We start from the raw sequence: 22,639 nt of genomic DNA, 5'->3' as shown, positions 1-22,639 counted from the left end.
GGCTATGCCTGCGCGGCGACGTTCGTACGGCTACGCCTGCGCGGCGGCCAGCTTCCCGGCCGCCGCGTCCAGGCGGGCGAGCACGCGCTCGCGGCCGAGCAACTCCATCGACTCGAAGAGCGGGAGCCCGATGGTCCGCCCGGTGACCGCGACGCGGATCGGGGCCTGGGCCTTGCCGAGCGTGAGCCCGTGCTTCTCGCCCACAGCGAGCACGACGGCCTTCAGCTCGTCCGCCTTCCAGTCCGCGAGCGCGGCCAGCTCGGCGCGCGCGCCGGTGAGGATGTCAGCGGCCCCCGGCTTCATCGCCTTGTTCCACGACGCCTCGTCCTCGACCGGCTCGTCGAGGAACAGGAAGTCCACGTTGTTGGTGATCTCGGAGAGCACGGCCACTCGTGTCTGCGCCAGGGGAGCGGCGGCCTCGAAGACGTCCTTGTCGAACGTCTCCGGACGCCACGGCGCGTACGGGGCGACGAGCCACGGAGCGCACGCGGCGGCGAACCGCTCCGGCGACAGCGCGCGGATGTAGTCCCCGTTGAACGCCGTCAGCTTCTTCACGTCGAAGAACGCGGGCGCGGTGTTGACGTCCTCGATCCGGAAGAGCCGCTCCAGTTCCTCGTACGGCATGATCTCCCGGTCCCCGCCGGGGCCCCAGCCCAGCAGCATGAGGTAGTTGACCATCGCCTCGGGCAGGAAGCCCTCGGCGAGGTAGTCCTCCAGCGCGACCTTGTCGCGGCGCTTGGAGAGCTTCTGCCGCTTCTCGTTCACGATCACCGGCAGGTGCGCCCACGTCGGCGGCTGCGCCCCCAGCGCCTCCCACAGCAACTGCTGCTTCGGCGTGTTCGAGAGGTGCTCCTCGCCGCGGATGACCATCGTGATGCCCTCGTCGAGGTCGTCCACGACGTTGGCGATCAGGAAGACCGGTGACCCGTCCCCGCGCGCGATCACGAAGTCCTCGATGGCGCTGTTGGGGAAGGCCGGCTCCCCGCGCACGAGGTCGACCACGACGGTCTCCCCCTCGTCGGGCGTCCGGAATCGCAGCGCCCGCCCCTCCTCGTACCGCAACCCACGGTCCCGGCAGAAGCCGTCGTACCCGAGGTGCTCGGAGCCCGTCCGCTCCTTCAACTGCTCCCGCGTGCAGTCGCAGTAGTACGCGCGCCCCTCGGCGAACAGCCGCAGCCCCGCCTCCCGGTGCCGCTCCGCGTTCTGCGACTGGAAGTACGGCCCCTCGAAAGCCGGGTCCTCCCCGTGAATCCCGATCGCCGCGAGCGCGCTCACTATCCCGTCGATCCACTCCGGCTTGTTCCGCGCCGCGTCCGTGTCCTCGATCCGCAGAACGAACGTCCCCCCGGACTGTCGCGCCACGGCCCAGTTGTAGAGCGCGGACCGCGCCCCACCAACGTGAAACATCCCCGTGGGGGAAGGAGCGAAACGGACACGGAGCGGGGTAGTGGACATGGGAGCCAGGGTACTGGGGATGGAGCCACACCTGTGCCTACTCGCGTCGTTTGCCTAATGGCTTTCGGCCGACCCGGTACTCCTCCTTGCTGTCGCATTCCAGTGTAGGTGTGTGCCCCCCGCCAAGAAGGACGCGGCCCCGGAGAGCGAGCGGAGTATCAGTGCCCATACAGGCAATTAGCCACCCGGCCCACGTGTGCTGCCCGGCGGTCGTACAGCCCCTCTAGTACATGAGACCAGTCGAGGTTCCGGGCATGCCCTTTGGCTGCTGGAGCCTCAGCAAGCGAGGCCCACAGCAGGGGCTGCGAAGTCGTCGTCGAACCCCCGAGAGGTGTCGTCCCGCACCTGCAGAACATCAGCGTCGAAGAGCCTGGAGGTCAGAGCCTCGGCCAGCGGTGGGGGAACAGCATTGCCGATGATGACCTGAACCTCCGTGCGAGTCAGCTCGTAGCGAGGCTTGGCTCTTTCGTCGACTATTCTGAAATAGTCAGGGAAGCCTTGGATGCGTGCGGCTTCATGCGCGGTGAGGCAGCGAGGAACGGCCGGGTGGACGAAGCGTCCGCGCCCCATCGTCGCGAAACCGCTGGTGATGGTTTGAGAGGGGCGGTCCCACCAGAGACGGCCATACATTGAGGCATAGTTATGTTGGCCCTGGTGGCATTCGGGGCGCTCTTCGTTCGGCAGATTGTGTGCGTCATTCTCGAAGAGATAGTTCATGCGTCGCTGATTTTCCGCATTGGGTACGGCTGCTTCATCGAAGAATGACTTGGCCGAAACGCCGAGCAGGTCGCCGATAGCCCAATTCAGGTCATGCGGTGCGCTATTATGGTTTTCGATCTTCAGCAATTCGGCAGCCGAATAGCCGAAAGGCATTGCGTCTTCACGGATGGCCAGCAGTATGTGGCGTTTGCGGGTCTGAGCTACCCCGAGCTTGAGGAGGTCGATACGGCTAGTAGCGACGTCGTATCCGAGTTTCCTGAGATGGACGATGGCGCGGGAGACGACCTGTTGCTTGTCATTGACAACTGCCAGTACATTTTCAATCACGACCACGCTGGGCCGCAAGACTTCTGCGGCACGAGCCATGCGCAGATACAGCCGGTTTTTTGGGTCGTCGCGGCGGGTGTGGTTGTTGAGATTGCTATGCCCCTGGCATGGGGGGCCTCCGATCAGGAGGTCCACCTCGCCCACCGTGGAGAGGGTTTCTTTTTCCTGAGCGGTCAAAGAGGCTCCAAGGTCGCCGTCGAAAAAATACTCGACTGCCCCCTGTTGGACGTTGGCCTTAGGGAAATTCTCCTTGAAGACCTTGGTGGGCGCCGCCTCAAAATCAACCGCAAGACGAACATTGAGCGAAACGCCATGCTTGTGTGCTGCCTGGGCGACGCCCAGGGTGAGGCCACCACAGCCGGCGAAGAGGTCCACGACTCGCAGAGGGCCGGCCCCGTCCTCGAATTTCGGCCGCCGCTTGGCCCGCAAGGGGTGTCGCTCACCCACGTGTGACCCCCATGTGCACTCGCTTGAAGATTCGCCGGAACGAGCGGTCATCCTACTCGATCAAGGGTGATCACATGCTGCAGACCGGCCCCCGCGTACCGTCTGGCGCGCCGACCACGACGGTTCTATGGCCAGCCTTCGGGCGCCGCAGGCCTTGGGCAGGTCCGACGACGGCCGCTGCCCCTGCGGCTGACTCACCTCTACAGTCCGGACAAGCTGGCATCCCGCGCCTCTGCAATGCGATCACAGATCGCATCGTGCGCCCGCAGCGGCGAGCGTCTGACTCATCGGCCCTCAAAGCCTGCGGTACAGCCACGCGCGCGGCGAGCCGGCGCGCTTGCGAGCCGAGTTGGGGAATAGATCTACCGCATGGGGCACTGGCAGCTAAAATTCTGCCGCGCTCCAGGGTCGTTCGATGAAGGACAGCAGCATGCCGCTAGAGGTCAACAAGCACGTCCAACGGATACGCCGGTACCAGCCGTTCCATGTCGACGCCTCTGAGATGGTCTACGAGTCGCAGGCAGACTGGACGCAACCGCAGTTCCCCGTTGTGACGCTGGAATACCTGCTGGGTGCGATCGAGCGACCGACCACGAGGACCATCGTCCTCACCGGAGACGCTGGGCACGGTAAGACGAGCCTGTGTGCCAGCCTTCTAGCCAAATTGCGGGCCGGCGATGAGCCGATCACGGCAGACGTCCGGAAGGCGGTCTTCCACGCGCTGTCCGAGGCGAAAGGGGCGAGCCGACCTGTCGGCCGAACCCGCAGCGGCCGCCCGCTGTACATCCTCAGCGATCTGAGTGAGCTCACCCCCCAGGCCGGTGCTCGCACGCTCGTGAAGCTTCTCGACCCTCCGGACGAAGGCATCGCGATCATCTGCGCGAACGAGGGCCAACTGCGCAAGTGCGTTGCCGAGGACGACGACTTCGGCGAATCCGGAACCGGACGTGCCAGGATCCTGGTGCAGACCCTGACGGATGGCATAGTTCGCGGGCAGGTCAGTGATCCTCTCGGCGCAGTCATCGTGATCAACCTCAACTACCAGTCTGTAGCAGCCGACAGCTCCAATGGCGGGCTCATCCCTTGGGTCCTGAGGCAGTGGACGACCACCCAGTCGTCGCGGTGGAAGCGGTGCGAGAGCTGTGATGCGCGCGAGGTCTGCCCGATCCTGGCCAACCGCAACGAACTGAGTGATCCTATGCGGGGGCCTCAGCGCCGGGCCGCGATCCGTGACATTTTCGCTGCGGCCGAGCGGACCGGGGCCGTCATTACAACACGTCAGGCGCTGTCGGTGACTAGCTACACGCTCACCGGGGGCCTGTCCTGCGATGACGTCCACGACAGGTACCAGCGGTCGCACTCGAACCGGCAGTGGCAAGCTCCCTACCTGTACCACCAAGCGCTCTTCGGCGACCGGTTGAGTCAGCAACAGCGTCATCTGGTCCCTGCTTTCTTCGCGCTGCGGAAGCTGGACCCCGGCCGGGTCTCCCGTCGCCAGGTCGACGACCGGCTGGACCCGGATAGGGCGGGCGACTTCCCTCCCGCTGATGCCAGCAGCTACCTGCAGAAGGTCCGCACGAATCGGGACGCCCAGAAGCAGGCCGAACAGTTGCGGGGGCTGTACACCTTCCTGCGGAGGGCCGACTTCTTCGACAGTGACGACGAAACGGACCGTTTCGCCCGCCTGGGCCTGCAGGCCGGCGACGACTTCGTGCGCATCCAGGACGAGAACCGGGACCCGGCAGACACCAGAGTGCGAGACCGATTCCTCAAGGGTCTGGAGGCCGTTCAGGGTATCCACCGGGCAGCGAGCAACCCCGACTTCTTCGTGCTTGACCCCGCCTTTTTCACGCACCGCGCCCGCGCGGCCGTGATCTCCCGGCGAGTGCCCAGCAAGGGCGTTGAGGTGGTCGACCAGGTCACCCAGTGGCAGAGAGAAGCCGGTACGAGTACCACCCCCGAGATGCGGAACGCGGTTGAGTGGCTCAACCGGGCCATCTACATCCGCATCCCAGCCGTCGCCCCTGACCAGGGCGCAGTCTCGGTGGAAGCGGACCTTTTGCGTTTTGAGTTGTTGACGAGATGGGCCGCAGGCCTGCGCAGTGAGGTGCAGCACGAGGCAGAGATCCGCGGCCTGAGTGGGTCCCTGGCTGAGCTGGCTGACTCGTCGAACAAGGACGACGAGATCCAGGTACTGGTGGGCAACGTCATGCGAAAGCTCATGATCGATGTCGGCGACAAGATCAGGTCGGTGCGTGCGTAATGGCTGATCGTTCCAAGGCCGAGGTCGTCCTTCGCCTCTTCGGTGTGAATCTCGAACAGCAGGGCCGCGGCTTCTACGTCCCGCTTGAGATGCTTGCAATCGCCCGTGGCGTCTACCTGGCACATCAGGAAGACCCGGAGAATTTCGCAGGACTCCTGGACAACGGAGCTGGCACGGCTTACAAGAGGACCTCGCACGACCTGGCCCGGCGGATCGCGACTAACGCTCGCATAGTCGAGGGCGATGAGGAACTCGGCAAGGCCGTTGAGCTGGACACTCCCGAGACGATGGAAACGCTCCGCGCCCTGTTCTCATCCCTGTTGGTTGAGATTCCAGGGCGGCGCAGCCAGCCCAGTTGGTTCGGCGCGCACATCTATCCATTTGTGGGTGAACTTATCCACTACGACGCTGTCGAACGACGCGTCAAGCAAGTCGATGCCAGGAAGATCGCGAAGAAGCGCAAGCAGGCCGCCAAGGTGGCTGTCGATATCAACGCTCCGAGTATCGAGCGTTACCTCTTCCGCGATGGTGGGAGTTGGGCCTACAAAGTCCTCCGTACCGATCCCGATCCTGACCGCAAGGAGGCGACTCGGCAGGGCCTGTACGACCTCGTGCAGAACAGCGGCACCCCGCTGGGCAATCTCGCGAAGGCCCTCAGCGCGCACGACTTCGACTATGACGAAGCACCCGTGGATGGCTCGGACTCAGGAATTGAGCTGTACGAGGATCTCAGCCCGTGGCCTGATCTGCTGAGGGAGGGGACCCGCAACATCGTGGCTCGGATCGCTACAGTCCCGAGGGCCAAGCGTACTGAGAGTCTCATGCACTGGGTCCCCTACTGCTTGGCGCGCCACCAGCTCCACCTCGCACGAACCAAGCTCGGCGCAGCCGACCGGGAGTCGATCCTCCTGGACTTCGGCAACGAGGCGACCCCGCTGCGCAGGGAGTCGCAGAAGAACCTCGCTGGCTTCCGCAACGACATCGTCAACGCGATCAACGTCCAGGCTCGGGTGATGATTGCCGAATCCGAAGGCAACGAGGATAAAAAGCGGCGCTACGGGAGATTCGCCGAGGAGGGTGGCACCGCGGTCGCCTCACCCCGAGCATTCTTCAGCGAAACCCTTGCTGCAGTCGGAGCCCTGAACGCGACGACCGGACGCCGGCACTTCACCATGAAGCCTCCGATGCTCGAGGCTCTGGTCTCGGCCACTGTCGCGCAGGACACGGAGATGGAGTTCGACAGGTTCTGCACGCTGCTGTACGAGAGGTATCGGCTTGTCGTGGAGGACAAGGTCGCGGCAGCGAGCCCGTTGGCCTACGAGGTCGACCCGTCGGTCCTCGACCACAACGGCAAGGCTTTCCGGGAGAAGCTCGCCGCTATTGGTCTGCTCACTCAGTATTCAGATGCAACCAGCATGGTTCGAGGGGAGCCCCAGTGACCGACAGCAGTATCCGAGCGCTTGGCCGGTTCGTAGCCGACGAAGCACTCCGCAAGGTCGCTGAGGCCCGTGGCGTCCGCGCCGTGCTACGGGTCAGCGGTTTCGACCGGCCGACCGTGGCCGAGGCTCTCCGCCGCACCGCCCAGCAGCTGTCAGGCGCGCCGGACCGTCAGGTTGTCGTCAAGGTCGGCACCTCCGAGCCGATCGACGGCGTACCTGTTGAATATCTGCTGGGGGCGCAGGACCAGTTGACCAAGTGGCGAAATTCCGGACAGGGCAAGGCCGTGCTGCTGTTCGAGTGGGGGCAGTCTCCGGACGCACAGGGGCTGGCGGCCATGAACGCGCTGAACGATGCCACGATCCTGGGCAACTACCTTGACCCTGCCGGCGAACGCGGGTTCGACAGATTCATGGCGGAAGCATGGCAGGAGGCGGGGGGACGCGGCACCGTTCCGGCAGTGATGGCAACCTTTCTGCCGGAGATCTGGAGGGCTGTCACTGATGAGGAGCCCAGGTCCCTGCACCGCTGGGCGGAATTTCTGGTCGACACTGCGCAGAAGGTTGCTGCGACTCAGGTCCACACCCCTGACATCGTGTGCCAGGAGATCTCTGCGGCCCTTCCGGCTCTTGATCTCTTCCCAGACCACGGACTTTTCACTAGGCCCGCCGCGCTGGCTACCCGAATCAAGAAGAACGTCTCGGTCAGTGCCTTCAGGCAGCCCACGGGCAAGGAGATCCCCGAGGACGACCTGATAGACCGCCTAAACGCGACCGAGTTCAGCGATGAGTCCCTGAACCACATAGGTACGGATTCCGAGACTGCCAAGGCACTCATGCGCAGCCTCGTACTCGACCTCGAGCGCAGTGGGTCTACGCCGCAGGACTCCCGTCAGCTGCGCCGCGAGCAGGACCTGACCCTCTGGCTGGAAGTCTTCGAGCAGAAGTCCAAAAAGATCGGCCTGGGCCAGCAGGTCCGACAGGAGATCGAGAAGGCCGACGCAGATCGGGTCGACGAGTTCGACGCCATGATGATCGAGGAGGTACTTGACAAGAAAGATCAGGAAGCCGCGCAGCGCTTCCTCGACGAGGCTCCCACAGGGGGAGCAGAGCCGCTGGCTGACCTGTTGTCCAAGCGGCTGCGCCGCAAAGTCGAGAAGCTCGCTTTTCCGGACTCCCAGTTCGTCCAGGACCCACTACGTGCCCTCCTGCGGGAGCTGACCTACTTCTCCGATGAAGACGAAGGCTCGGTCGTCGTCGGGCTTGAAGGCAACCAGGAGGTCGGGCGGTGGAGCCGCTGGCTTTTTGCCTTCCTGTACGCCAACACCCTGGACGATGTCCGGGAATCCACCGGTCTTCGCCTCACCCTGGACGTCGAGGCTTGCCTGTTGGACTTGACCAAGCCGCCTCTGCCGGAGGAGGACGAGCCGTTCGATCCGAACACAGAGTGGGCCCCGCTACGCGTCCTGGTTGAGATGGACGGCGCCCAGCGACGCTTTCGCTGGGACCCTCTCGGCATCCCGGGGCAGATCGCGCTGGCGGCCCTCATCCACGGCTGGCGAACTCCTCCCGGCTATGCAAGCCAGTTGACCTTCGACTCATTTCTCGAAAAATTCAACGACCCACGGCAGTGGCAGACCGACGAGGCCGTGCCCGTTCCCGCGTCACAGTTCGCCGGCCGACTGGAGAGCCTTAGGGCGGAGCACTTCAACAGGTTCTGCAACGGGCTTGACGCCGTGAAGATCAACGATTATGTACGCGAGTGGGAAGGCGTGCTCCGTGAAGCTCGCACAGCGCTGGTTCCCGACAATGCTCCGAACGCAGACCTTGAAGCTGTCGTCCTGACAGATGTCGTCGGGCTGGCCGACCACCGCATGATGATGCTCGGCACCCACCCGCTGAAGCTGCGCTGGCTGGCAAAGAACTACGAGGAGGCTGCCAGCAGCATCGGCACCGCCCTGAACAAGGAGGGAGGGCTGAGCCTCAACCAGGAAAACCAGGAGCTCTTCTTCGACGCCATTGACCGTATCTCCCCTCATGGGACGCCAGCGGTCCTCGTTGGTCCGGGCGGCACGATTGCTATCCCCATGCGGGAATCGGCCGGGCACGAGGAGTACGCACCGGTCCGCTACGGCGGAAACGAGTCCAAGGATTGGCTCTCCAGCGTCGACGAGACCGCGATCGACGAGATGGTCCGCGTCGTCACCGACTACCTGACGACCTACCCCCACAAGCTTGATGGACTGCGCGTATTGCTTCTGGACCGCAACGGCGACCCTGTCCTGCCGATGCGCGTGGCAAAGCAGATGCGGGCCAAGAACCCGCGTCTGAAAGTCGATCTAGTTGTACTGGCTCCGCAGGCCACCCACCACGAGATCATCCAAGGTTTCGACCTGCAGTTCTCCGGCGCGGAAATGTCCGCTGACAGCTTCCTCCCCGATGTCCAACTGATTCTTCAGGCGTGGGAGCCCGATCAGGAAGCAGACCTGTCGGGGCTGGAAAATACAATCGACCTCGCGCTGGCGCCAGCACTGTTCGGCACGCAGACCAGTATGAAGGAGAGCACCAAAAAGGAGTCTTTGTCGGGTTCCTTCAACCCCTGGAAGCATCAGGCCTCACACAACCTCGCTCAGACCAGCGAGAATGTCGTGAGAGCACTGTTGCCTGAGACCGCCGACGAGACTCTTGAATCCTGGTCGACCCTGTGCGTGCGCTACGACCGCCGTTCTCCGGTCTCCCGGGAGAGCGTCGAGGGCATCGACTACTTCGAGATGCAGGTGCAGTTTCACCAGCACCAGGACCTGTTCGAGACGCTGCACCGTGTGGCCCACTGGGTCGTCACTCTCGACAGCTTCATCGGCCGTGAGCAGATCGACGCCTTGCGCAACCGCCCTGACGTCATTCTCGTCAAGCCCAGCGTCGGCAAGAATGAGTCCTACACCCTCATCGTCAGCTCGCAGACCGGTCGGCAGTTCGTCGTCCAGCGACTGCGCCGCCGTCTTGAGCAGATCGGTGTCGTCACCCCGCAGGATTCGGAAAGTACCGCTAAACGAATCTACGAAGTCGGCCGTAACGTAACCCCTGGCGCCGTGCTGCGCTCCCTGGGCATTGGCACTACGGTCAACGAGGTCGTCGGCCTGGTCGCAACGCGCTTCATCATCGACCAGCTGTTCCCTGTCCCTCGGCAAGGCACGAGCCTGGTCACCTGGATCAGCTTCGATGAGCACCACCGCTGGTTCGGCCGCGGACACAAAACGCGTGCCGACCTCGGCCGGTTCGTGCTGACGGTCGAGGGTGACGGCACGGTTCGCCTGGATGTCCTGGTCGCCGAGTCCAAGTTCCGCCAGACCTTCGACATCGGCTCGGCTGAGGAGCAGCTCAACCGCACGACCGACCTCTGCAAGGAGGCCTTCCGTTCAGGCGACGAAGCTCGCCACGACCATCCCTTCTGGCTTGACGAGCTCGCCGCCGCGATTGCTCAGACCAGTGGGAAGACCACGCAGGCCGAAGACTTTCCGGCTCGCACTCTGATCGGCAATGACGATCACCGCCAGGTCGAGGCGAAGGTCCTCGATGCCCTGCGCTCCGAGGATGTCCAGCTCGGCCACGTCACTGGTGTCGCCGTGGCTATCTCGGCAGAGGACGATCAGCCGGCACCCGCGGTCGGAAGCCTCGGCAGGCACACCCTGGTGAGATTGAACAAACGGGAACTGCTGAGTCTCATTGGTGCGCTGCGCGCCAAGCAAGTGCCCAGCAACGCCGATCCTCTTGTTGCCACCGGGGTACTCGGCGGGGCCGCGAAGGTCGCCAATGATGCCGTCAATGTCTCCTGTGCCCCCGTTGTCGCAGCACCGCCCGCTCCGGGGGAAGCAATGGCATCTGCAGAGGTAGGCGGGGCTGCTGCTCGAACAGCCACGTCAGAAGAAGTACTTGCGCGTCGCCCTACCGCAGAGGACGGTTCTGCTCCTCTGAAGGCTTCTCGCGATGGGCTCTCCGATGAGGCGCTGGCGCTTCGCTACAACAAGATCGTCGATGTTTTCGCCCGCCACAAGGTCGCGGTCACTGCGCCGGAGGCCGGCAAGTGGCAGGAGGGACCCGGCTTCTACATCTTCCGGTTCATCCCCAATCCGGGGGTCACAGTGGACAAGCTGACCAATCGACGAGACGAGATCTTCCTGGCCCTGGCACTGCCCTCCGGCTTCAATATCCGTACTCGCAGCGATCGCGGCTCCGTGCTCTTCGAGATCCCCAAGGTCGACGACGAGAAGTACGGCGTCGACGCCAAGGCGCTGTGGCGGCGGTGCCCAGCCGATCCGGAGAGCCTCATCGCCCCGCTGGGTGCAGACATCGAAGGCAACCCGGTCGTGATTGATCTGTCCTCCGCAGACTCACCGCACTTGTTGGTGGCTGGCACTACCGGATCAGGTAAGTCCGTTGCGCTGGACACGATCCTCAAGGGCCTGGTCCGGTACGACAAGAGCGCGCTGCGTCTCCGGCTCGTGGATCCGAAGGGCACCGAACTTGTCGGCTTCGAGGATGACCCGCACGTTGACGGCGTGATCGGTATGGACGCTTCCGATGCCATTGGAATGCTTGAGGAAACCGTCGAAGAGATGGCCGTACGCTACAAGGACATGAAGGCGATCCGCACACGCAAGCTCGTCGAGTACAACGCCAAGGTTGACAGAGCAGATCGAAAGCCTTGGATCGTCATTGTCCTGGACGAGTACGCCGATCTCACTAGCGATCCCGAAGAGAAGAAGCAGATTGAAACGCTCCTCAAGCGCCTGACGCAGAAGGCCCGCGCTGCGGGTATCCACGTCATCACGGCCACGCAGCGACCGAGTGCGGACGTCATCTCTACTACAATCCGCTCTAACTTCCCTGCGCAACTCGCTTTGCGTGTCAAGACAGCCACTGATAGTCGCATCATTCTGGACGAGACTGGAGCCGAAGCTTTGGCCGGCCAGGGCGATGCCTTTCTGCACACAGCCAAGAGCACCACGCGACTGCAAGTGGCCTATGACGGTAGCTGACCCGGTTTGATCAGCTACATCTCGCAAAGGGGGGTGAGAAGGTCACTAGCTAGCGGTTCGAGCTTCCGGCGGAGTGAGTCGATCGCTGCCGTCGACCATGCGGCGGTCAGGAGGTCTCCCTCGGACGCTTTGAAGCCCGCAGCTTCTGCCGTCGAACTGCCACTGCCTTGATGACGGTGGCAGCACACGCCTCTGGTTCGAGGTGTTCCCAGAAGCGAAGTGCTAGCCAGCCTGCTTCCGTGAGGCGGTTGTCTGTGTCCCGGTCGCGCTGAATGTTCTGGCCGATCTTCTCTTCCCAGTAGGGCTGGTTCGTCTTGGGCATCACGAAGTGCTCCGGGCAGCCGTGCCAAAAGCAGCCGTCGATGAAGACTGCCACCCTGGTAGGGCGGAAGACCATGTCGGCTGTGCGGCGCATCTTCGGGAGCGGCTTTGCCGCCACGCGGTAGCGCAAGCCAGCGGCGTGGACGAGCGAGCGGAGGAGCAGCTCGGGCGCTGTGTCACGGCTTCGGTTGGCCAGCATGCTCCGCCTGGTCGCGGCCGACGAGGCCCATGACCCCTCCGGCGGTGCCCACTGTCCGGCCGACGCGTTTGATAGCCCTTGCTCGCTCATATCTCCAGCAGTTCAGAGGAAGCCCTATCCGAGGCGCACCGCCCGGCGAGGACCGCGCTCTTGCGGTCCACCGCCATTCTCGTCGGCACTTCCCAGTAGCGAGGGCGGGCGGATGCGAGTTTTTTGCGTTTTATCATCACCCGGCCGCCGACGACCCCGGGCGCAGTCCTGCGGGTTTTTCTTGTCACAAATATAGTTTGCCAGCCTTCGTGGTGGGCTGCCCCTGCCGTTCGGGCGATCATCTGCACTGGATCGTTGCTCTCTGTGACAGGGTGGGCAGAACCCCAAGAAAGGCCAGACTCTGCCCACTCCGCACTAAAGGCAGAGTGCGGGTGGGTTCAGGCTGCCAAGTGTCGCAGTTGCCTGGCAGCCTCGTGGAGAATGTCGTCCTTTTTGCAGAAGGTGAAGCGCACTTGGCTGTGGCCCTGTTCGGGGTCGTCGTAGAAAACGGAGTTCGGGACCGCGACGACGCCGCAGCGGGTGGGGAGGGATCGGCAGAAGTTGTAGGCGTCCTTTTCGCCGAGGGGGGTGATGTCGGTGGTGAGGAAGTAGGTGCCCTGGGGGGTGTAGACCTCGAAGCCCGCGGTGCGGAGGCCGTCGGCGAGGAGGTCTCGCTTGCGGTGGAGGTCCTCGCGGAAGGTGTCGAAGTACGTGTCCGGGAGGCAGAGGGCCTCCGCGATCGCGTACTGGAGCGGGCCCGCGCTGACGAAGGTCAGGTACTGCTTTGCGGTGCGGACGGCGGCGATCAGGGGCGGGCTCGCCGTAGCCCAGCCAACCTTCCAGCCCGTGAAGGAGAAGGTCTTGCCCGCGGAGGAGATCGAGACCGTGCGCTCGCGCATGCCCGGGAGGGCAGCGATGGGATGGTGTGCCCCCTCGAAGACCAGGTGTTCGTAGACCTCGTCCGTCACGACCAGCAGGTTGTGCTCCACAGCGAGGCCGGCGATGGCGCTCAGCTCTTCGAGAGTGAGGACCATCCCCGTGGGGTTGTGCGGGGTGTTCAGGAGGAGCAGCCGCGTCTTCGGAGTGATCTTCGCTCGCAGCTCGTCCAGGTCCGGGCGGAAGGACGGGGCACGCAAGGTGAGCGGGACGCGCCGCGCGCCGGCCATCGCGATGCAGGCGGCGTACGAGTCGTAGTACGGCTCGAAGGCGATGACCTCGTCGCCGGGTTCCAGGAGCGCGAGCATGGTCGCGGCGATCGCCTCGGTCGCGCCTGCGGTGACGAGCACCTCGGTGTCGGGGTCCAGATCGATGCCGTAGAAGCGTCGCTGATGGTCGGCGATCGCCTCGCGGAGTTCGGGGACGCCCGGGCCGGGCGGGTACTGGTTGCCGCGGCCGTCGCGCAGGGCCCGCACCGCCGCCTCGCGTACGGACTCCGGGCCGTCCGTGTCCGGGAAGCCCTGGCCCAGGTTGATCGCCCCCGTTTCCGCCGCCAGCGCCGACATCTCCGCGAAGATCGTCGTCCCGAGTCCTTCCAGCCTGCGGTTCAGCAGCGGCCTGCCGCCCATGTCTCCACCGTCCTCACCGGGGTAGCTGCCATCGAGCCTTCGAAGCTCATCCTTGCGCATACCTTGTTCCGCCTCCGCGTGGTCCGGGAACCGCGATGGGGGCTTCCTCCTCGTCTGCCTTCGGCTCGCGCAGAATGCCGGCTTTCGCGGCAATGTCCCGCAGGAGCGCATCCCTCAGGGCGTGCAGGGTGGCGACCTTCGAGACGAGGAGCTGTGCGGTGGCGTGCAGAGGCTCGGCGGCTCTGTGGAAAAAGGCGCGGGAGAACCGGTCCGGCCAGGTGATGTTCAGGCGCTTGAGAGCGAGGGCGGAGATCTCGCGGCGCTTCTCGCCCTGCGCGCGTTCCACGATTTCCTGGCTTCGGGCCCTGAGCTCGTGCAGCAGCCACCAGGCGTCGTCCTCCTCACGGGGGCCCAGGGCCACGACGCTTCTCAATGCCCTGACGGGTTGGTTCGCCACGGCGATATGTGTGCCTTCGGCGCGCGTACCCAGTAGAAAGGTGCCGGTGGGAAACACCTCGCCGGGGCCAGCGGATGTGTGCAACCGGAACCGCTGAACGTAGGGCACGGAGAGCTGATACAAGTCCCGTGGTGCGATCGCCCCGACGCCGGTCTCGGCGGGCACGAGCGTGAGAGAGCGTTCCGAGCCCTTCCCCGTCTTGAGGTGGGCGACCTTCGCGAGTGGTTGCGAGTCCCACCCCGGATTTGCGACGACCTCGTCTTCGTGGAGCGCGTCGACCAGCTCCACCGCCGTGCGCGCCGTCCGCTCGTAAAGAGAGGCCGTCTCCTCGATGAGGCGGAATACCCGGTGGTAGCGGCTGATGACGTCGAGCGGCGGCAGCGGAAACGGCATACGCCGGAGGGCTTCGAGGCTGGTGGTCGGCTCGACGTGTGCCGTCACGTCTTCTTCGATCCGGGCTCGGGCGGTGCTTGTTTGCAGCCAGATATGCAGCCACTCCAGGATGTGGGCCTCCGTTCGGATGATGCCGATCGACCTGCTCGCGGGCCATCCGGCATGCGCGGGGGTGACAAGCGCCGAATCCCCCACCCGTCGGACGAGTACGACAGCGAGATCGCCCTGTCGGAGCGTTGCCCGGAGCCGCGCGGGTTGGCGCGTGGCGCTCTCGTTGGTGCGGGGCGCGAAGATCCGGCCTCCATGGACGAAAGTCGAACTGACCACCCCCGGAGTCGTGTCCGCGATCTCCTCGTCCACGAAGCCACATGCGGTGAAGACATTTCTGCTGAGGCGCTGTTGCCTGTCGAGAGAGGTCGTCGGCCAAGCACCGTCTTCCGAATCGACCAAGCGGGCATCGGGTTCCATCAGAGTTCCTCCAACGCGTCAAGCAGCCGTGGCTCCAGGTCGCGCATCTCCTCCAGTTGCTCCATCAGCTCGCGCTTGAGCCGTTCCACCCTGCCGCGAGTGTCCTGCTCCCGGCTCAGCGGCTCGACGGCGTACGAGGTCGGCATCAGGCTGTACTCGTGGGCGGCGATTTCGGTGACCGTGCAGCTCCGCGACCAGCCGGGCTCGTCCTGGTACGGAGGTGGCGCGGAACCGGCTTCGGCCAGGCCGCGCCAAGCCGCGAGCGTGGTCGAGATCGAGGCGCTGTTCTTCTCGCCCAGCCTGCGGGCCCGCGAATTCGGCAACTGCTCATAGGCGTTCCGTGCGTTGACGAAGAGCACCTGACCCCGGCGGTCGTGGGTGCCCCACCCGGGGCGGGCGCTCTTGTCCTTGTTGAAAACCCACAGGCAAGGAGTGGTATCCCGGGACGGCCCGGACACACGCGCGGGGAGGGCGATGACGCTTTCCACGAGGTCATCGCGCAGCAGACGCTCGCGTAGCCGCGGGATCGGCCCCGCCTTTCGCGTGGAGGCCATGGTGTCCACCATGAGGAAGACGGCTCGTCCCTTCGGTGCCAGCGCGTGTGCGATGTGCTGGATCCATGCTGCGTTGGCGTTGCCGGGGCTCGGGGGCTCCTCGGGCCAGCGAGGATCAAGGGGCGCTGCGCTGGCCGGCCGGGAGGGGCCGCCCTGCGTTTCCTCCTCCCGTGCCCACCCCGACTGGTTGAAGGGGAGATTGGCCAGGATGATGTCGTGCTGCTCGGATTCTGGCACTGCGAGGCTGTCACCGGGCGGGAGGATCTGAGCCGCGATCCCTCGCACCGCCAGGTTCATGCGAGCCACCTGTGAGGAGAGCATGTGCTGCTCCTTGCCCACCAGGGACATGGTCGGATGGAGCCCGACTCGATCGTGGACGTAGCGGTGGCTTTCGACCAGCAGTCCCCCCGAACCGCAGACCGGATCAAGCACGCGGTCCCCGTCGCGGGGGACGGCTGCGCTGACCATGAGACGTGCCAGGTCAACCGGGGTGAAGTACTTGTCGCCGTCCGCCTGAGCAGCTGAGAGATCGCTCAGACACTGGTCGAGCAGGGGGGCGACCTGCTGGGCGGATGCGATGGCACGGACGAGAGCGAGCAGGAGCCTCTCAGAGCCGGAAGGCGCCATGGGTACCAGACTCGTCGTCCCGGCGTCCCGATCTTCGACGGCGGGAAGCCAATGGGCAAGGCACTTGGACACGTCGGCCCGAAACCTCGCGTTGTGCGGGTCGGTGGTCCGGCTCAGCAACCACGCCCATGTGGGTACTCCGGGCGTGGCGGCGGCCGCGCGTGGGACCCGGCTCAGATACAGGAGACCTAGGACGAGCCGATTGGCGTCCGAGACGGGCATATGTCGCGACAGCTGCGTCAAGAGGTGGCGCACCTCGATGAGGGCTCGGTCCGAGGAACGGGAGACGGCCGACGGTGCGGACACTCGGTACGCTTCCCCGCCGCTCACGAGCCCACCACACCCAAGGCGATCATGACGGCGAAGAGGAGTGTCAGCGCGCCGGCGAAGGTCTTCGCTCCCATCTTGAGAGCGGCCACTCCACGCCCTCCTTCGAGCACGGCCACCAGGCTGCCGGTCAGCGCTGCGACGAGGGCTCCGAGGAGCGCGACGATCACGTACATCAGTCTCAGCTGCACGTGGAGTCCTTTCTGAGGGTGAGGGTTCCGTCAGCGAGTGACGAGCCGTGCGATCCCGGCCACGAGAAGGACAGTAGAAGAAGAACGCCATGCGCTGCTGCGAGCACGCTGTTTGGGATTTCTTAGGAAAGATCTGTGCTGCCAAGCCACTTCGGTGTTCGCACACCTTTTGGGATTCTGGAGGCGTCCTGGCCGCTCCCATGGGAGACAGCTGTGCGGCGGTCGGCAATAGGCGGGTCAACAAGCCTTGACCCAGCCCACCTTCCAGCCCGTGAAGGAGAAGGTCTTGCCCGCTGAGGAGATGGAGACGGTGCGCTCGCGCATGCCGGGGAGGGTGGCGAGGGGGATGTGCTCGCCCTCGTAGACGAGGTGTTCGTAGACCTCGTCGGTGACGACGAGGAGGTCGTGGGCGACGGCGAGGCGGGCGATCTCGGTGGCCTCCTCGCGGGTGAGGACCATGCCGGTGGGGTTGTGCGGGGAGTTGAGGAGGAGCAGGCGCGTGCGGGGGGTGATGAGGGCGGCGAGGCGGTCGAGGTCGGGGCGGAAGCCGGGGGCGCGCAGGGTGAGGGGGACGCGGTGGCCGCCGGCGAGCGCGATCCCGGCCGCGTACGAGTCGTAGTACGGCTCGAAGGCGATGACCTCGTCACCCGGCTCGACGAGGGCGAGGAGCGTCGCCGCGATCGCCTCGGTCGCGCCCGCGGTGACGAGCACCTCGGTGGCGGGGTCCAGGTCGATGCCGTGGAAGCGGTGCTGGTGGGCGGCGACCGCCTCGCGCAGTTCGGGGATGCCGGGGCCGGGCGGGTACTGGTTGCCGCGGCCCTCGCGGAGCGCGCGGACCGCCGCCTCGCGGACCTCATCGGGGCCGTCCGTGTCGGGGAAACCCTGGCCCAGGTTGATCGCGCCCGTCCGGGCGGCGAGGGCGGACATCTCGGCGAAGACCGTCGTGCCGAAGGAGGCGAGGCGCGGGGCGAGCAGGGGGCGGCCTGAGGGCGCGGGCTTGGGGGTCATGGCGTCATCCTGCGCCGAAGCTCTGGTCTTGCTCAAGCGTGCTTTGGGCGCGCGGCGGACCGGGCAATCCCGCTGCAACGAGGGAACGGGGGCCGCCGGGGGGCGGCGCAAGGGGCAACAGGGGGGCAGGACATGGCGGCGATGATCGCGGTTCTCTGCGTTTTCGGGCTCGTGGTGGGGGTGCTCGCCGTCCGGATCGTCACCAGGGTTCCGGGCACGGCCTCCGGGAACTGGGCGCGCTTCCTCCCCCGGAGGTCCGGGGGCCGTTCGAAAGCGTCCTCCGGGGGCCGTTCCCGGCCGTCCTCCCGGGGCCGCTCGCGCTCGTCCTCCGGGCGTCGCTCGCGGTCGTCCTCGGGGGGCGACTCGGGGAGCTGGTGGGTGGGCGGGGACTCCGGCTCCTCCGGCTCGGGAGGGGGCCACCACTCCGGTGGCCATTCCTGCGGCGGGCACTCCTGCGGGGGAGGGCACTCCTGCGGGGGCGGCTCCTCCTGCGGAGGCGGCGGGGGCGACTGAGCGCGCTCACGGGGCCGACCGGTCCCGGCTCGGGAAGGGAACGCCGTCCCGCGCGGGCACTCCGCGTGCGGCGGCGGTGGGCCCTCGTGCGAGGGGTTCTCGTGCGGGGGCGGAAGAGACGACGGTAAGGGGGACGCGGGATGAAGGTGTTCGTGGTCGTGGTCGTCGTGGTGGCGGTCGTCGCGCTGCTGCTCCTGCTGGGGGCCAGGGCGAGCAGGGCCCGCGCCGAGGGGCCGCTCAAGCGGCGGCGTCCGGCGGGGCGGCGCGGTGCGGGCGGGGAGTCGCACGACGCGGGGGCGTCGTCCGGCATCGCGCTGGGCGGGGACCCGGGGCAGAGCTGGTGGGCCGATGGCGGCTCCTCTTCCGGTGGCTCGGGTCACCACCACGGGGGGCACGGGCACCACGACTCGGGCGGGAGCACGTCCTCCTGCGGGGGCAACTCCTCGTGCGGAGGCGGCGGTTCTTCCTGCGGCGGGAGCTCGTCCTCCTGCGGCGGGGGTGGTTCTTCCTGCGGGGGTGGCTCCTCCTGCGGGGGCGGCGGAGGCAACTGACACGGGGCAGTCGGCTCCGCCCAGGGTCCGGGGCCCCACGAGGAGACTCGTGGGGCCCCGGGCTCGTGTGCGGGTGGCCGAGCGCCGGCTCGTACGCGAGGCGAGAGGGCTGAGTCCCGGACTCGTGCGCGAGCAGCCGAGCGCCCCTCGGGGCAGGTACGGCGCACGGGGCACGGAGGTCCGCCGGAGCGCCGCGCTCGGGCGCTGCCTGGTCGCGGTGGGGGACGGGGCCGGGCAGCGGCGGGGATGGCGCTCGGGGCGCGGGACGGCTCCGGGGCGGGGGTGGCTCCGCAGGGACCGTGCCGCCGGGGTCAGGAGGCGGAGGAGGCCACCGGGTCCGTCCCGCCGACGATGCCCTTCGGCACCACCGAGAGGCCGCGCCCGCGCGTCGCGCGCGCCTTGTCGGGGCGGCCGGGCGCGCCGACCCCTGCCGGGACGTGGCTGCCGAGTCCCGTCGGGGCGGGGGCGAGCGGCACGCCGGCGAGGCGCTTCCCGTGCCGGGCACGGCCCCGGCGGGTGCCGTTGAGCGCGGCCGGGCGCGGGGCGAGGCGGGTGCGGGTGACGACGAGCTGGCCGTCCTCGGGGTAGGCGTGCCACGTGCGCCACTGCGTCTCGCCGTCGCGGCGCTGCACGAGCATCGCGGTGAACGCGTCGGGGCTGCCGGGGAAGACGCCCGCGAGGCCGTGCGGGTGTTCGGCGACGAGCGCGAGGAGTTCTTGCGCGCGCCCCGCGAACGCGCCGGGCGGCAGCTCCTCGACCCGCGCGGCGAAGTGGTAGTCGAAGCCGTCGAGCTCCTCGACGACGCCCACCGGGAGCGGCGCGCCGCCCCCCGGCAGACAGGCGACGGTCTCCGAACACTCGCCGTACTGGTCCTCCAGGAGGACCTGGTGGGAGGCGCCGAGCAGCCTCAACTGCACTGTCGCCTCCTCCAGCTCGAGATCGAGTGCCGAGAGACAGGGCAGGGGTTCGCGGCCGAGCGCCCACGCGAGATCGCTCGCGCGCGTGTCGGTGTAGGTGGTTTTCAGGGTCGTGAGCATGGTTCGGCTCCACAGGCGCGCAAGGACGAGGAGGGGCGGGCTGTCTCCCACGGGACGACGGCGAGGTGACCGGCGGGTCGGGACCCGGGTTCCGTGGTACGGGCCGGGGTGCGGGAGTAGCCGGCTCGTGCCCACCGAGGTCGTGCCCGTGAGCTGTGTGGGACGGGAACGACGGCGGAGGGGCGGCGACGTTTTAGAGGGAATCATGAACTCTCGTGCCCTGACCGCCTTTTCGCCCAACTCCGGGTGGTTTCCATCCCCCAGAGGGCCGGTCAGTTCACATGTTCAACCAAGAGGTTGCTTGCGCCGGGTGGCGCCCGGGGCGCGGGGCGGGGCGCGGTGGGGGCGGCAGGGCGTGGGGCTTGTCCAGCGCTTCTCCGGTCCTGAGGAGAAAACCACTCGTGTGAGTGACAAGGAGTGCTCTGTCTGTCACGTAGCGTGGTCAATGTGATCGAACCGCGTTCTGCCGTCCCACCCGCTCAGCCGCCGCCCCGACCGGGGGCGGAGGGCTCGCGCGGCGTGCTCACGGACGAACGCGGTTTCGGCCCGGACGCGCCCGCGCGGGAGGCGGGGCGGGCCGCCGGGCCCGAGCTGCTCCCGCTCCCGCTGCCGGTGCGGCCCGGCGTCGGCCGCCTCCTCGTGCTGTTCGCCGTCTTCGTCTGCGCGGCCTGCGGCCTCGTCTACGAACTCGAACTCGTCGCCCTCGCCTCGTACCTGCTCGGTGACTCGGTCACGCAGGCGTCCCTCGTCCTCTCCGTCATGGTCTTCGCGATGGGCATCGGCTCGCTTCTCGCGAAACGGCTGTGCTCGCGCGCCGCCGCGGCCTTCGGCGTGATCGAGGCGGCGCTCGCGCTCGTCGGCGGGTGCAGCGCGCTCGCCCTCTACGGGGCCTTCGCCTGGTCGGGGCGCTTCCCGGGCGCGTGGGCGAGCGGTCCGAGCGGGCTGCTCATCGGCTTCACCTTCGTCATCGGGGTGCTGATCGGGGGTGAGGTGCCGCTGCTCATGGTGCTCATCCAGCGCATCAGGCGGCAGGAGGCCGGGGGAGCGGTCGCCGATCTCTTCGCCGCCGACTACGTGGGCGCGCTCGTCGGCGGACTCGCCTTTCCCTTCCTCCTGCTCCCCTTCCTCGGCCAGCTCACCGGCGCCCTGCTCACCGGCGCGGTCAACGCCTGCGCGGGCGCGGCGCTCGTCCTCGGCCTCTTCCACCGCGACCTGAGCCGCCGCGCCCGCTGGACCCTCCTCGTGCTCAACGCCTTCGTCCTCGGCCTCCTCGCGATGGCGGCGACCCACGTCGGCGACTTCGAACGCGCCGCGCGCCGCGCCGTCTTCGGCGACGATGTCCGGGTGGCGGTCCACAGCGACGTGCAGGACATCGTCCTGACGGGCCGGGCCGGACAGCCGCTGACGCTGTACCTCGGCGACGGGCCGCGCGTCAGCTCGGCGGACGAGCGCGTCTACCACCAAGGGCTGGTCCGCCCCGCGCTGGCCGGTCCGCACGAGCGGGTGCTCGTCCTCGGCGGGGGCGACGGGCTCGCGGTACGTGAGGTGCTGCGCGTTCCCGGGGTGCGGGCGGTGGACGTCGTGGAGGTGGACCGCGAGCTGCTGCGGCTGGCCCGCCGGGACCCGAGGCTCGCCGGGCTCAACCGGCACGCGCTCGACGACCCGCGTGTGCACGCCGTCTCCGCCGACGCCTTCACGTGGCTGCGCGTCAACCGGCGGCGCTTCGACGCCGTCGTCGCCGACCTGCCCGACCCACGCCAGACGGCGGCCACGAAGCTCTACTCGCAGGAGTTCTACGGGCTCATGAAGCGGGCCCTCGCCCCCGGCGGGCGCTCCGTCGTGCACGTCGGCCCGCCGGGCCACGACGCGCGCGACTACTGGCGCGCCGAGCGCACCTTGCGCGCCGCCGGGCTGCGCACGGCCCCGTACACGGCGAAGAAGGGGCGGGCGGAGTGGGGCTTCCTGCTCGCGGCCTCCGGCGAGCGACCACGCCTCGCCGTGCCCTCCCGGCCGCGGGGCGGGTTCGGCGCGCGGGAGCTGCGGGCCGGTGCGCGGCGGGTGGCGGCGACGCGGGTGCGCGGGCTGGAGCCCTCGACGCTCGTCTCACCCCGCTACGGCTGGTGAGGGGCTCGGGGTGGACGGGGCGGTGGGGTGCCTGCGGGTGGGTCCGGCGAGGCGTTCGGGACGAGGAGGGTACGGAAGGGGCGGGCGTGGGTAGGCTCGCCCGCCATGGAGCATGAGGTCTTCGTCCCGGTTCCCCCCACCGCGCTGCGGCGCGCCCTCGGCGACCCCACCCGGGTCCCGGACTGCGTGCCGGGGCTGCGAGCGGAGCCCGGACCCGAGCCCCGTACGGCGCCCGGCGGTGACGGCATCGCGGTGCACGGACGGCTGCGGCTGCGCGCCGGCAGCCACACGATCACGTACCGGGGCGGGCTGCGCCTGGCCGCCCGGCCCGACGACAGCTGGGCGCTGCACGTCTCGGCGACCGAGGCGCGCGGCGAGGGCTCGGTGCGGGCACGGCTGAGCCTGACGCTCGCGGAGACCGAGGGCGGCACGCGAGTGCGGTTCGCCGGGAGCGGCGAGGTCGCGGGCCGCCTGCTCGACGAGGCCGGTCCCCAGGCCGCCGAATCCGTCCTGCACCGCCTGCTCAACCGCTTCGCCGCGAACCTGGGGCGGGCGGGGGAGGCACTGGCGGGGGAGGACGCGGGGCGGGC

The 22,639-nt window shown here is 67.4% G+C and carries 13 protein-coding genes and 2 pseudogenes; 6 read left to right on the top strand and 9 right to left on the bottom strand.

What is annotated here, in order from left to right; genetic code table 11:
* Positions 1–30: 30 nt before the first annotated feature.
* Entirely contained in the window at positions 31–1,407 is a 1,377-nt protein-coding gene (gene gltX, locus IF99_RS0117140; RefSeq protein ID WP_030997386.1) for a glutamate--tRNA ligase, read from the bottom strand.
* 324 nt (positions 1,408–1,731) lie between these two features.
* Complete coding sequence (locus IF99_RS32410) at positions 1,732–2,877, bottom strand: DNA cytosine methyltransferase (protein WP_158716602.1); 1,146 nt, start codon at positions 2,875–2,877, stop codon at positions 1,732–1,734.
* 487 nt (positions 2,878–3,364) lie between these two features.
* Between IF99_RS32410 and IF99_RS0117130 the strand changes: the two genes are divergently transcribed.
* Genes IF99_RS0117130 through IF99_RS0117120 form a run of 3 tightly spaced genes read left to right on the top strand, consistent with a single transcriptional unit; the run spans position 3,365 to position 11,684 of the window.
* Positions 3,365–5,212: a hypothetical protein gene (locus IF99_RS0117130; protein ID WP_158716601.1), complete on the top strand. Its 1,848-nt coding sequence runs from the start codon at positions 3,365–3,367 to the stop codon at positions 5,210–5,212.
* Positions 5,212–6,651 (top strand): hypothetical protein, encoded by a 1,440-nt coding sequence (locus IF99_RS0117125; protein WP_030997382.1) that lies wholly within the window; start codon positions 5,212–5,214, stop codon positions 6,649–6,651. Before IF99_RS0117130 ends, IF99_RS0117125 begins: the two co-directional genes overlap by 1 nt.
* The gene (locus IF99_RS0117120) at positions 6,648–11,684 is read left to right on the top strand and encodes an FtsK/SpoIIIE domain-containing protein (protein ID WP_030997381.1); all 5,037 of its coding nucleotides are present in this window, start codon (positions 6,648–6,650) and stop codon (positions 11,682–11,684) included. The genes IF99_RS0117125 and IF99_RS0117120 overlap by 4 nt, the downstream gene beginning before the upstream one ends.
* 106 nt (positions 11,685–11,790) lie before the next feature.
* On the opposite strand, the gene IF99_RS0117115 is transcribed toward IF99_RS0117120, so the two are convergent.
* From IF99_RS0117115 to IF99_RS0117090, 6 genes and pseudogenes are all read right to left on the bottom strand, one after another.
* Complete coding sequence (locus tag IF99_RS0117115) at positions 11,791–12,294, bottom strand: very short patch repair endonuclease (RefSeq protein ID WP_078655125.1); 504 nt, start codon at positions 12,292–12,294, stop codon at positions 11,791–11,793.
* 338 nt (positions 12,295–12,632) lie between these two features.
* On the bottom strand, positions 12,633–13,799 hold the full coding sequence (locus IF99_RS0117110; RefSeq protein WP_030997379.1) for a pyridoxal phosphate-dependent aminotransferase: 1,167 nt from the start codon (positions 13,797–13,799) through the stop codon (positions 12,633–12,635).
* A 46-nt stretch (positions 13,800–13,845) separates the two neighbouring features.
* The gene (locus IF99_RS0117105) at positions 13,846–15,117 is read right to left on the bottom strand and encodes a hypothetical protein (RefSeq protein WP_051703535.1); all 1,272 of its coding nucleotides are present in this window, start codon (positions 15,115–15,117) and stop codon (positions 13,846–13,848) included.
* Positions 15,117–16,298 carry an N-6 DNA methylase gene (locus IF99_RS0117100; RefSeq protein WP_234340723.1) on the bottom strand — a complete coding sequence of 394 codons (1,182 nt, stop codon included), beginning with the start codon at positions 16,296–16,298 and terminating at the stop codon, positions 15,117–15,119. Before IF99_RS0117100 ends, IF99_RS0117105 begins: the two co-directional genes overlap by 1 nt.
* 326 nt (positions 16,299–16,624) lie before the next feature.
* Positions 16,625–16,816 carry a hypothetical protein gene (locus tag IF99_RS0117095; RefSeq protein WP_030997376.1) on the bottom strand — a complete coding sequence of 64 codons (192 nt, stop codon included), beginning with the start codon at positions 16,814–16,816 and terminating at the stop codon, positions 16,625–16,627.
* Between the two features lie 249 nt (positions 16,817–17,065).
* Positions 17,066–17,824, bottom strand: a pseudogene (locus tag IF99_RS0117090) (aminotransferase class I/II-fold pyridoxal phosphate-dependent enzyme); the annotation flags it as partial.
* A gap of 653 nt (positions 17,825–18,477) precedes the next feature.
* Here IF99_RS0117090 and IF99_RS32400 point away from each other — a divergent pair.
* On the top strand, positions 18,478–18,888 hold the full coding sequence (locus tag IF99_RS32400) for a hypothetical protein (RefSeq protein ID WP_078655123.1): 411 nt from the start codon (positions 18,478–18,480) through the stop codon (positions 18,886–18,888).
* Between the two features lie 527 nt (positions 18,889–19,415).
* On the opposite strand, the pseudogene IF99_RS0117085 reads toward IF99_RS32400, so the two are convergent.
* Positions 19,416–19,925, bottom strand: a pseudogene (locus tag IF99_RS0117085) (DUF2617 family protein); the annotation flags it as partial.
* A 447-nt stretch (positions 19,926–20,372) separates the two neighbouring features.
* Here IF99_RS0117085 and IF99_RS0117080 point away from each other — a divergent pair.
* Positions 20,373–22,049, top strand: coding sequence for a polyamine aminopropyltransferase (locus tag IF99_RS0117080; protein WP_199806506.1), 1,677 nt, complete (start codon positions 20,373–20,375; stop codon positions 22,047–22,049).
* Positions 22,050–22,154: 105 nt separating this feature from the next.
* On the top strand, positions 22,155–22,639 hold a 485-nt coding region (locus IF99_RS0117075; RefSeq protein ID WP_037827076.1), incomplete at its 3' end, for an SRPBCC family protein.

The sequence above is a fragment of the Streptomyces sp. NRRL F-5630 genome, from assembly GCF_000719475.1.
Classification (GTDB): domain Bacteria; phylum Actinomycetota; class Actinomycetes; order Streptomycetales; family Streptomycetaceae; genus Streptomyces.
The sequence above is the reverse complement of the archived record's forward strand: the minus strand, read 5'-3'. Positions and strand labels throughout refer to the sequence as shown.